The following is a 12205-nucleotide window of genomic DNA, read 5'->3' as shown; positions in this document are numbered from 1 at the left end:
TTGTACAAACAGGGTATGTATCTTATTTGCTATATCCAAATCATATTTTAAAGGCTATTTATCCCCCGTTAATTAAAAAGCAATCTTTGAAAGTATTTTATAACCCTCATAAGATTCTAAGGATATCCTAAAAATCAAATGATACTTTTAAGTTTTATTTTTAGCATCCCCTCTCCCCTATCAAAAACAACTACACTATTTTTTCAAGTTTTGTGTTATGATTTCAGGGGTTTTGTTTAGATATCTACAAGCACATAAAAATAATAAGAGATTATATTAGGGCAATAAATGCGACAAATTATTTTATTTTTTTTTCTTATTCTCTCGCTAAAAGCACTAAATCTTGATGTGTCTTATGGCAAGAATCAAAATAAGCTCTTTTCCATCATTACATTAAAAAATGACATATCTTTTAAATGCGAACAAATTGAAGATAATATCGATAAGAATCATATTAGATGCGAAATAGATGCGATTCCTGAAAATGGTTTTTTACCCTTTGAAACCAACTTTTTTAAAATATCCTATAAAATGGAGCAAGGGGTTTTTGCACTCCTAATTTATCCTAAGAAAAAACTCCAGCTTTTTTATATACCAGACAATATCCAAAACACAAATCTTTTCTTGGGTATCGCAAAAACTTTAAGTAAAACTTGGCAAATTGTGGGATTTGAAGATGAAGTGCCATTTTTGAGTAAAAAACATCATAACGGTATCAATTTTCCCATCTCTTTTGATAGAGTAAAATTTGACTATGTTGATGAAATTGATATAGATAAGAAACCTTTAGTTTCCAATGTTGGAGCCGACTATACGGATTATTTAAAAGTTAAAGATTTAATGGAGCAAAAATATTACAAAGTCGCACTAAAGACCATCGATACTGCTTTTAGAAAATTTCCAAATACTTTTTTTGCTAAAGATTTATTATTTTATCAAATCAAGGCACTTTATGAGCTCAACCTTTTTGATAGCGTGTTGGAAAATGCACCTGATTGGGTTAGAAGCTATCCAACAGACATAAATGTCCCAGAAGTCCTCTATATTATTGGCAATACCTACACAAAGATAAACTTTCCAAGTGAAGCTTCAAACTTTTATAAGCGTATTATTGATGAGTATCCCGAAAATAGATTCGCACCTCTTGCTAAAATGGAAATTGCTAAAAATCTTGCCCAAGAAGCCAGCTTTGGATTAGCAAGAATCTATTTTTCTCAAGCCTATCAAGAAGCAAAAGACCTTGATAGTGTCACAATCATTGCTCTTAATTGGGCATTTTTTGAAATTGAAACCAATCATCCACAAAATGCTAGAGACCTAATCGAAAAAATTTTACAATCAAATCCAAAATATTTTGTATCACATCCCGAACAGACAAGAAATACAATTGCATTTCTTACAGAAAAAAAATATATGATAGCGCTGCTAATATAGCAAGATATTATTTTTACAACACAAAGTATGATGATAATATGCATAAAAAGTTTGGCTTTATGCTAGGAGAACTCTATGAAAAGGCAGGGGATTATGATAATGCACATATCAGCAACCTCGATTTTATAAAAGAGTATGAAAAACTACCCAGTGCAAAAGAAGTTCAAAAAAGAGATGATGCAATGCTTTTTTATGTTAGTGGTGATGATTCTACAAAGCTGGGACACTATGACTATCTCATCAAAAAATATCCCAACACCCCTGAGGCTACAAAAGCAGCAGAGTTAAAAACAAAAATTTTAATTAAACAAGAAAAATTCAAAGAGGCATTAGAAGTGAAGCCTTATTTATCAAAAGATAGTCCAATCTATCATCAAGCCCTTTTAGGACTTATTAATAAAAAGATAAAAAATAATAAATGCGAAGCTATCAATAGCTATTTGATACAAATAAATAATTTTACAGGCATTGATGATAAGCTTAAGGCTTTTGATTGTCTTTATAATAATAATCTTTATACCCAAGCACACCAAGTTGCCCAAACAATGTTGCAAGACAAGAATAATCCAGACTATATTGCTTGGCTATATCGTGATGCCAATACTCTGAATGCATTAGGGAAATACAAAGAATCTATTATGGCTATAGAAGATATTTTAAGTCTTACAAAAAATCTCACCCAATCTAAGTATGATGATATTTTATTTACCCTATTCTCCAATCTAGCACATTTAAATGCCAAGGACAGAGCTAAAGAGATTTATGGCAAATTGTATGAAAAATTTAAAGATGATAAAAGAATGATGCAAGTGTATAGCACTTTACTTAGCTGGGAAGAAAACCTTAATAACTCCAGCATTATCTATGCCAAAAATCTACTTATGCTACAAAAGCAATATGATTCCAAAGACTATACCCCATTTACAGAATTTAAACTAATTGAAGCTTTAACAAAGGCCAATGACTACCAAGAAGCTTACAAAATTATTCAAGAGTTAATTCAAGAAAAAATTGATCCTATAGACTTACAAAAGGCTTTTTATATGAAAGCAAACATTGAAATTAACCTAAAAAATAATAAACAGGCTCTGGAGAGTCTGCAATCTTGTATTGATATTAGTATAGATTCTTCTTGGAAGACATTATGCAATCAAAGTAAAACATTGATAAAGGAGTAAAATGAGTATTTATAGAGAATATGATATTCGAGGAATCTTTGAACAAGATCTCACCCAGGATATTGTCTTTAAGATAGGTTTTTTTTTAGGTCAAGTCATTAAAGAAAAAGATCAAAATCAAGTCATTATAGGATATGATGCAAGAGTGCATTCAGAGGTATTGCTAAAATGGCTTAGTGATGGATTAAGACATAGTGAAGTTGAAGTTTTTTGCATTGGTATGGTTCCTACTCCCGTTGCCTACTTTTCCACTTTCCACACTATAGAATCTATTGAGTGTAAAAACTCTATAATGATTACAGGCTCCCATAACCCTCCACAATATAATGGTTTCAAAATCACAATTGATCAAAAGCCATTTTATGGAGATGCAATTCAAAAGCTTAAAAAGAAAATTGAACAAAAAGATTTAAATTATCAAGCATATGATCAAAAATTAAAACAACTCAATGCATTAAATATTTATATTGATTTTTTAACCAAGCACTTTAAAGCACTGGAAAATTTTTCCTACCCTGTAGCATTGGATTATGGCAATGGTGTGGGTGCCTTGGCAATGCAAAAAATTCTAAAAAATCTTAATATTAATTTTATAGATTTATTTGCTACTCCTGATGGAACTTTTCCAAATCACCATCCAGATCCAAGTGAGGAAAAAAATCTTAATGATCTAAAAAAAATCATGAGCGAAAAAGATATTCCCATAGGACTTGCATTTGATGGGGATGCAGATCGTATTGCATTGCTAAATAAAAATTATCCTTTAAAGGGTGATGAACTTGCTATTTTATTTGCTAAGCAAATTGCTTCTAATGGAGAATCTCCTCTTGTAATTGGAGAGGTAAAATGTTCTCAAATTATGTATGATACCATCAATCAATTTGGCTCAAGCATAATGTATAAAACTGGACATAGTAATTTAAAAGTTAAATTAAAAGAACTAAATGCGCACTTGGCTGTAGAAATGAGTGGGCATATGTTTTTCAACGATAGATACTATGGCTATGATGATGCAATCTATGCAGGACTTAGAGCCTTAGAGCTGTTTTTAAATGATACTCCAGAAGGAATCTATAACTCTCTCCAAAAACTACCAAAGCTTTTTAGTACTCCAGAAGAAAAAATCCCAACTACTGAAGAGCAAAAATTTACTATCATAGAAAAATTAAAAGAAAAGCTTAAAAACCCACCAAAAGATTTTCTAGAAATTTTGGAAATTATTGAAATAGATGGGGTAAGAGTAATCTTTAAAGATGGTTGGGGGTTAATCAGAGCAAGTAATACAACTCCTGTACTTGTAACAAGATTTGAAGCACTTAATGAGGAAAAGGCAATGCTTTATAAAAAAGCTTTGCTTAGCCTATTATCTCTCTAATACCTTTTGCATTTGGTGCTGACAAGAAGCCTTGTTTTTCAAGCTCTTCCACCAATGTAGCAGCTTTATTATAGCCTATACTCATTCTTCTTTGCAAAAAGCTTGCTGAAGTTTTTCCCGTGCTTCTGATGATTTCTTTGGCCTTTTGCAAATCAGGAGAATTACTCTTCTCACTTTCTTCAATAGCACTAGAAATTAATTCTCTTTCTTCCAAAACAAAACTATCATCATACTGAACACTACGCTGTTCTTTTATGAAAGCCACAATACTCTCTATTTCACTCTCACTAATCCAAGGCGCATGCATTCTAATCACCCCACTAATTCCAGGTGGTGTAAAAAGCATATCACCTCTACCAAGAAGACTTTGAGCACCCTCTACGTCTAAAACAACTCTAGAGTCAATTTTATTACTTACTTTAAAGGCCACTCTTGCGGGGAGATTGGTTTTAATTAGACCCGTAACAACATCTGCGCTAGGTCTTTGTGTGGCTACAATCAAATGCATCCCACAAGCTCTTCCCATTTGCGCAATTCTTGTAATAGGAAACTCTGCTTCCTTACCCCCTGTCATCATTAAGTCTGCCAACTCATCGATAATAATTACTAAAAATGCAAAAGGCTCTTCCCCAAACTCTTTGCATTTTTGGTTATAGTTTTCTATTGTTTTTACCTTCAAAACACTCATCAGCTTATAGCGTCTTTCCATCTCTTTGACTGCAGAATTTAGCGCAACAATTGCTTTTTTAGGATCTGTAATAATAGGTGTTAAAAGATGAGGAATGTCCTCATACATACTAAATTCAACCATTTTAGGATCTACCATAATAAAGCGTAAATTCTCAGGAGAGTTTCTATAAAGCAATGACACAATCATCGCATTAATACCTACAGATTTACCACTTCCTGTGGTTCCTGCAATAAGCAAATGAGGTAGCTTTTTTAAGTCAGTTACAAAAGGATTTCCTACTATATCCTTGCCCAATGCAAGAGTTAAAGCAGAAGCAGAGCTTTTAAATACCTCACTCTCTAATATTTCTCTCATATAAATTGTTTGAATACTAGAATTTGGAATCTCAATACCTACAACATCTTTTCCTGGTATGGGTGCTTGTATCCTAATGGATTGAGCACATAATGCCATTGCTAAATCATCGCTTAAAGTTAGGATTCTGCTCACCTTAACATGACTTGCTGGTTTAAACTCAAAGGTGCTAACTAAAGGTCCTGTATAAGTCCTTACGATATCTCCATCAATTTTAAACATTCTAAGCTTTGAAAGTAAGTTTTGGATTTTTTCATCCAACTCGCTTTCATCAAAATCTTTATTTTGTTTTGGATTTTTTTGCAATAACTCAATACTTGGCAAAATATAGTCTCTAGGCTTTTGTATCTCCCCTTTCTCTAAAGAATCTAAAAGAATTGTATTCTCACTTAATTCTTTTATAATAGGTGTTTTTCTGCTAGAACTCCTAATTTCTAACTCTTTAAATATCTGTGTTTTAATATCCTGAGACACTTCCTCTTTAACAAAAGGGGTTGCTAAATTATTTTCTTTTTCCTCTTCCTTTATTTCTTTTTCTTCAGTCTTGCTAACAACATTATCTTCTAAAGCTTCATCTTTTTGCAATTCTTGATTTTCTACCAATATTTGATTTTTTTGTTTTTGCAAAAATTGAATGTTACTTTTATCATTCTTTGGAGTGTTTTCTAGTCTTAGCTGCGCAAATTCTATCTTATTGCGTTCAATTACTGCTTGACTATAATCTTTTGTTTCCTGTGTGTCTTTTGTATCTATAAGGCCAACTTCTAAATTTTGCTCTTGTTTTTTTAATTTTACATCATAAAAAACCCTTATCTCAGATTCCTTAACTCTTTGAGAAGCATTATTATCTCTTTGTATCTCCTCTTTCTCTTCTGGAATAAATAAAATTTCTTGTTGATTTTTTCTAGTCTTTATTTTTTCTTTTGTCTCTTTAACCCATATTTTTATTTTTTGATAAAAAAAGATAATTTTTTTACCAAACTCGCCCAACCCCACATTTAAAAAGAAAAAAAATCTTTCAAAGGTTTTTTTTAAATGATCTAAAGAAATCATCATCCAAGAAATAAGAATCAAAGAAGTTAGTAAAATAAAAATACCAAATAACCCGATACTCTCCCTTAAAAATATAACCAATGGGATAATAATCTCACCCTTTTGAAACCACAAACACTGTAAAAACAAGCTACAAACAAACAAAATAATACAGCCAACAATTCTTCTGATATTGCTTGGTATTTGCAGTGCCAAAGGATTCTTATATAAAAAAATTAAAAATCCCAGTAAAAAAAGAGGATATATTGGAGCTAAATATCCAAATAATTGAAAATTTAAGGAGCCTATTCCCTGACCAAACTTACCTACAATATCACTTTTCATCAAAAAAGTAACACTGGATAAAAAAATCAATAAGACGCCGATTATAATAAACTTGTATAACCTTTTTATCTTAGTTTCCTTAAATTTTTTTGTTAAAATTCCTAGAAGTGAATTATACAAAATTAAAATCAAAAAAAATGAGTAGTATTTTGGGAAACAGGCAAAACCTAGGGAGGTTTAGTTGCACGGCAAAATTTTGAGATATTCTCTTGCTACTGGTGTAGGTGTCGTATCAAATCACTCAAAAAAGATTTTTGAATTAAGAAAAGAGAGTTGGCATGATACAAGATATCTTCCCACTGCTGGTATGTTGATTGAATTTAGATGCAATAGCAATGGCTATATTGTCAATGCAAAGGCTTCTGTATATCAGAGTTTCCCTCCTGATTCTTTTATTAAAGAATCTGATTTTTGGAAATCAGATACTGATGAAGAGCTTTTGTATAAAGAGCAAGAAATGCGAGAATTGCTCATTCAAAAAATTTTTAAAGAAACAAATTATTTTTCTATCAAAAAAATCCCCTTAAGTCTTAGTGTAGAAAAAAGTGTTGAAAAATACTTTTTACAAGAACTAAGCACCATCAATTTTAATATGGATAAAAAACCCACAGAAAATAGAGCTTTACTAAATTATTTAGAAACAAAAAGATTTTTAAATAAAGCAATTGATTATCTTGTATTTACTGATAAAAATATCACTACAGATGCTTTTTCTGATCAGCTCTTAGCTCTTAATAAGCTCAATTATTCCTATAATTACTTTGTTAAAAATACCAATATTAATGCATCAAAAATCTTTATAGATTATTTCTTAGAAACACAACTACATTATTGTGCTGCAATGAAAGCCCAACAAGGGTTAAAAGAGCGGATTATGGAGCTAAATACAAGAGTAAAAAATAGTGTGGCTGAAATTAAGGGGATTTATATAAAAATTGAAGGGAAAAAAGATACAAAGAATCTTGAAAGTAGATTAAAAATTTTAAAACAAAGGGTAAGTAAATCCGATGAGGAGCTAAAAATATTAACCCCCTGCCTTAAGAATTTAGAAAAAAGTATTGAAGATTTTAAGCAACTCTATAAAAAAGATTTTGAGCAAAAATTTCAAAATTACTACAATGCTATTGTAAATCAAACCACAAGAATCTTAAATATCTATGCAACAGATCTTGATGATAGTATCTGGAAACTTGCAATGAATTCCATACCCATACATAATACATTCTTTAAACAAAATATTATTGGGTCCTATTGCACAATGACTTTTTTATGGCTTTATCTCCAAAAACTAGATAAGAACAAACTAAGTCCAAATGATAAAAAAGCTTATGCGCATTATTTAAGATATAAACAAACTTATGAGAAAGTTTTTCTTGTTTTTACAACCAATCATAAACTTGAAACTTATCTAAAAATACAAATTATGTCAGAAGCAAAATACAACAGTGTAATTATTGCAAAAACAAATGCAGAATTTTTTTCTCAAATCAATTCCAACACCTTTAAAACAATCTATATAGACTCCACCCTTTCTGCTTCAATCCCTAGTCTCATATCAGAGATAAAAAAAACAAAAAGAAATACAAATACAAACCTTGTGTTGATACCAAAAGAAAAAATAGATTCTCTTAAAGATTAACGATTACAAAGAATCTTAAACTCACAATGCATACAATCTTTTAAATCTTCACATTTATCAAAAAGAATTGTCCCATCAAGACTAGCCATTTTATATTTTAAAATTTCAATTTTTTCTTGCATCTGTTCTTCTTGAATGAGTTTTCCATTTCTTATATCATAAAGATAGCAATCTGAGACTTCTCTATCTTCATTACAAAGAGCAAGTTTATAAATTGGTAGTTGAAAATCACATAATTTTTCATCACTCTTGTATTGTTTTACATTATTTGAAATTTTATAGTCAATAATTATTTCCTGATTTCCATAAGAATCAATTCGATCTATACATCCTCTAATCTTTTTTCCAAAAATTTCAGTATTAAAGTCATATTCTGCTTTTATAAATTTCCTCTTTGAATCAGAAAAGCAAACAATCTCATTTTCCCAAAAACCAAACATTTTTTTACCTTCAATTTCTGCAGCAAATTTTTCCATTTTGGTTTGATAAATACTCTCATTTAATTTTTTGTAAAAAAACTCTCTTACCTTTAAAATATCAAAATCATCTACAAAGTTATCATAAGATTGTTTTAAGAGTTGATGAAATAACTTTCCTGTTTTTATAGAATCGCTTTCATCATCTGCTTTTAACTTTTTTAAATATTTAAAGAAAAATTGGCGCTTGCAAGAAAAAAAACTTTTAAGACTTGAGGCTGAAAAAATAAAATCTTGTGGAATTTGGGTCACAAACTCATCTTCCACATATTCCCTCATTTGATTGAAACTAAAAATTGTGTGAGAAAAATCCTGTGCTTTTGCTCCAAGATTCTTTAAAAAATGTGTAGATCTATCCTCGCTTTTATAAGTAATATGCACCCTTTTTGTTTGTTGGATAAGTTGATAATAATAATGCTTACGCAAATTCTGTTTATCAAATAAAGTTGGCATTCCTACAGATTTCCTGATTTTTGTATTTAAAAATAAATCATTATCCTTAAAATTAAAAATATTTTCCTCATTAAAATCTACAATAACAATTTCATCAAAGCTTATTCCCCTAGTTTCAAGGACACCATAAACAGGTATCTTTCCACCTTTAGTATCACTAATTTTCACTCCCTCTAACTCTCTAAGATAAAAAGCCAATAGGTCTTGTATACTAAATTGCTCAATCACTTCTTGTATTTTTTCAAAGCCTGCAAAAAACTTTTGATTAAAAAGACTAATTTCTTGTGTAAAGTCTTTTGATTTTTCTAAAATCTCATTTATTCTTTTTTTAAGAATTTCAAAATCCTCTAGTTTTTCTTCTTGCAGTCCTACTATTTCTTGATAATAGGATGTTTTTTTGATATCCAATCCCATTGCATAGTTAAAATTTCTATAGCTATCCAAAGAATCAAGATACCTTACAAAATCCTCATTAGGTGTAATTAAAGCAACATTCTCTATACCTTTTTCTAGCCACTCATTTACCTTGAAAATTACAAAAGATACTTGGTCTAAACGAGATTGAAAAGCATAGCTTTGAACTTGGTGACTCAGAGTTTTCTTTTTTGATTCTTCTATAATTTTAGAAGTTAAATTAATTTTATAAAAATAGTCTTCCTGAAGTTCTAATCCCAAAAAATTCAAAAACCTTTTGTTATACATATCGCAATTTAAGTGCAAATTAATTGTAGCTTTTTGCGCAAGTTGCAATAAAATTTTTTGCTCACTCTTACTCAAAATACCATCTAAAAAGATTTCAATACTTTCAAATGGATTTAAAACCTCATCATAAATTTCATAATCTTGATTACAATAAATATCATAAAATCCAAAATGATTCAATTTTTCTTGATAAGTTTTATAAATATCTTGCAAAATTTTTAAATGATCTTCATAATCTCCATAAATATCTTGATATGGAATTTCTGTAATATCTTTATTATTTAAGTCAATTTCTGAAAAAAAGTTTTCTAAAAATTCTACTCCCTCTAAATAAGCCAAAAAACTTTGATCAAAAGTGAGTAGTTTATGTGTATTTTTATATTGATATAATGTTTGCAGTAAAAAGACCTTTTTAATATAGGCAGGGATTTTCTTTTTGCCTCTAACCCCCACACAAAAGTCAAAAAACTCTGATATTGATATTGCTCTTGGAGCAAAACTCTGATTGTATTGGAGATAAAATTCTCCAATAGAACGCTTTGAAGAGAAAACATAGAGCTTATTATTCATTCAATAACGCTTTTGCTTTTTGGACAACATTTTCTATATTAAATCCAAAATGTTTAAAAAGCTCCTCTCCTTTTGCAGACTTTCCAAACCCATCCATCATTATGGCATCATCTGCAATTTTATACCATTCAAAACTTCTTGAAGCCTCAATTGCTAGTATCCTTGTATCACCAAAAATTCTCTGAAGTTCTTCCTTGCTTTGTGTGATAAATAAATCAAAACAAGGCACACTAACAACCTGTGTAGCTATACCATCTTGCTCTAACTTTTGAGCACTTTTTAGAGCTAAATTTACCTCACTGCCACTTGCAACCAATGTAATCTTTGGATTCTCACTTTCTTTTAATATATATCCTCCATTTACTAGCTTGTTGTTTTCTTTTGGAGTACAAACTTCTAAATTCTGACGCGAAAGCACAAACATACAAGGACCACTTGTTTGCAATGCAATCTTCCAACAAGCCACATTTTCATTTGCATCAGCAGGACGGAAAACCTTTAAATTTGGCATAGATCTAAAATGACTTAATTGTTCAATTGGCTGATGTGTTGCACCATCTTCTCCAACACCTATGCTATCATGAGTAAAAATATAAAAAACTTTTGCATTCATAATACTTGCTATGCGAATACTAGGGCTTAAATAGTCACTAAAGACAAAAAATGTTGCACAAAAAGGAAGGAATAAACCATAATTTGCAAGACCATTTATGATTGCACCCATAGAATGCTCTCTAATCCCAAAATGAAGATTTTTTCCATTTGGGAAATCTTGAGAATTTAAAGAAGTATTATTTGATGGTGCAAGATCTGCACTTCCACCTAAAAACCCGGGTATTTGTTTTGAAATAGATTCTAAAATTTTTCCATTACTTACACGAGTGGCTATACTCTCTCCCATCTCAAAACTTGGATACTCTATCTTTGAAAAATTATTTTCCCTCCATTTTGCAATCTCTTGGGTAACCTCTCTATTATCATCTTCCCAAATCTTATTTAATAATTCGCCCCTCTCGCAAGTATTTCTAAATCGAAGCAAGACATCATCAGGAATAAAAAACTTTACATTTGGATCAAAACCTAAAGCCTCTTTACTTTTTTTAATAACTTCCTCTCCTAAAGGAGCGCCATGTGTCTTATGACTTCCTTCCAGTCCAATTGCACTTTTTCCTATTTTTGTATGAGCAATAAGAATCACAGGCTTTGAAGCTTGCTTTGCAAGAGTAATTTTTTCATCAATATCCGCATAATTATGTCCATCACACTCTAAAACTTGCCACCCTTGTGCTAGAAATCTTTGTGTAATGTCCTCACTCATTGCAATATTCGTATCGCCTTCAATTGTAATCTTATTGCTATCATAAATTAAAATTAAATTATCTAAGCAGTGGTGTCCTGCCAAGGCACAGGCTTCATAAGAAATTCCTTCTTGTAAATCCCCATCACCACAAAAACAATAGATCTGATGAGAAATGGCTTTGCCAAATTGTTTTTGTGCATATTTTGCTCCCATAGCAAAACCTACTGCATTTGCTATACCCTGCCCCAATGGTCCTGTAGTAATTTCTACACCTTGTGTATGACCATATTCTGGATGACCTGGAGTTTTAGAATCTTTTCTTCTAAAAGCCTTTAAATCCTCTAGCGTAAGATCAAAGCCCCAAAGATGTAAGAGTGCATAGACCAATGCTGAAGCATGACCCCCACTAAAAATCAAACGATCTCGATTAATCCAACCTGGATTTTTTGGGTTAGTATTTAAATGCATTCCTAAAACACTTGCTACATCTGCCAACCCCATAGCAACACCTGGATGACCACTGTTTGCCTCTTGTACCATATCAGCACATAAGAATCTTAAAGTATTTGCCATTCTTTGTAGCATCAAGGTATCCTTTTCTTTAATCCCGCTCATTTTTTTATTCCTTTAAAGTCATAGAAAATTTTCTTTGTATT

Annotated in this window: 7 protein-coding genes; 4 read left to right on the top strand and 3 right to left on the bottom strand. The window is 30.8% G+C overall.

From position 1 onward, the window contains the following. Positions 1–288: 288 nt before the first annotated feature. From C6H31_RS00135 to C6H31_RS00125, 3 genes are read left to right on the top strand one after another with little or no spacing between them, the layout of a single operon-like run. Positions 289–1434, top strand: coding sequence for a DUF7494 domain-containing protein (locus tag C6H31_RS00135; RefSeq protein ID WP_104696789.1), 1146 nt, complete (start codon positions 289–291; stop codon positions 1432–1434). A gap of 38 nt (positions 1435–1472) precedes the next feature. Next, the gene (locus tag C6H31_RS00130) at positions 1473–2612 is read left to right on the top strand and encodes a tol-pal system YbgF family protein (RefSeq protein WP_104696788.1); all 1140 of its coding nucleotides are present in this window, start codon (positions 1473–1475) and stop codon (positions 2610–2612) included. A 1-nt stretch (position 2613) separates the two neighbouring features. Further along, a complete protein-coding gene (locus C6H31_RS00125; protein ID WP_104696787.1) occupies positions 2614–3987 on the top strand; it encodes a phosphomannomutase/phosphoglucomutase in 1374 nt (457 codons plus the stop codon). Here C6H31_RS00125 and C6H31_RS00120 read toward each other — a convergent pair. After that, positions 3968–6409, bottom strand: coding sequence for a DNA translocase FtsK (locus C6H31_RS00120; RefSeq protein WP_104696837.1), 2442 nt, complete (start codon positions 6407–6409; stop codon positions 3968–3970). The two genes, C6H31_RS00125 and C6H31_RS00120, sit on opposite strands and share 20 nt — an antisense overlap. A 181-nt stretch (positions 6410–6590) precedes the next feature. Here C6H31_RS00120 and C6H31_RS00115 point away from each other — a divergent pair, with 181 nt between their 5' ends. Further along, a complete protein-coding gene (locus C6H31_RS00115) occupies positions 6591–8048 on the top strand; it encodes a hypothetical protein (protein ID WP_104696786.1) in 1458 nt (485 codons plus the stop codon). On the opposite strand, the gene C6H31_RS00110 is transcribed toward C6H31_RS00115, so the two are convergent. Both C6H31_RS00110 and tkt read right to left on the bottom strand, forming a co-directional pair. Then, entirely contained in the window at positions 8045–10249 is a 2205-nt protein-coding gene (locus C6H31_RS00110; protein WP_104696785.1) for a PD-(D/E)XK nuclease family protein, read from the bottom strand. The genes C6H31_RS00115 and C6H31_RS00110 overlap by 4 nt on opposite strands. Continuing rightward, positions 10242–12164, bottom strand: a complete 1923-nt coding sequence (gene tkt, locus C6H31_RS00105) for a transketolase (RefSeq protein ID WP_104696784.1) — start codon at positions 12162–12164, stop codon at positions 10242–10244. Before tkt ends, C6H31_RS00110 begins: the two co-directional genes overlap by 8 nt. Positions 12165–12205 lie beyond the last annotated feature (41 nt).

It is taken from the genome of Helicobacter sp. 'house sparrow 1', from assembly GCF_900199585.1.
GTDB lineage: Bacteria > Campylobacterota > Campylobacteria > Campylobacterales > Helicobacteraceae > Helicobacter_H.
Note: the sequence above shows the minus strand (reverse complement) of the source record. Positions and strands in the feature narration are given on the sequence as shown.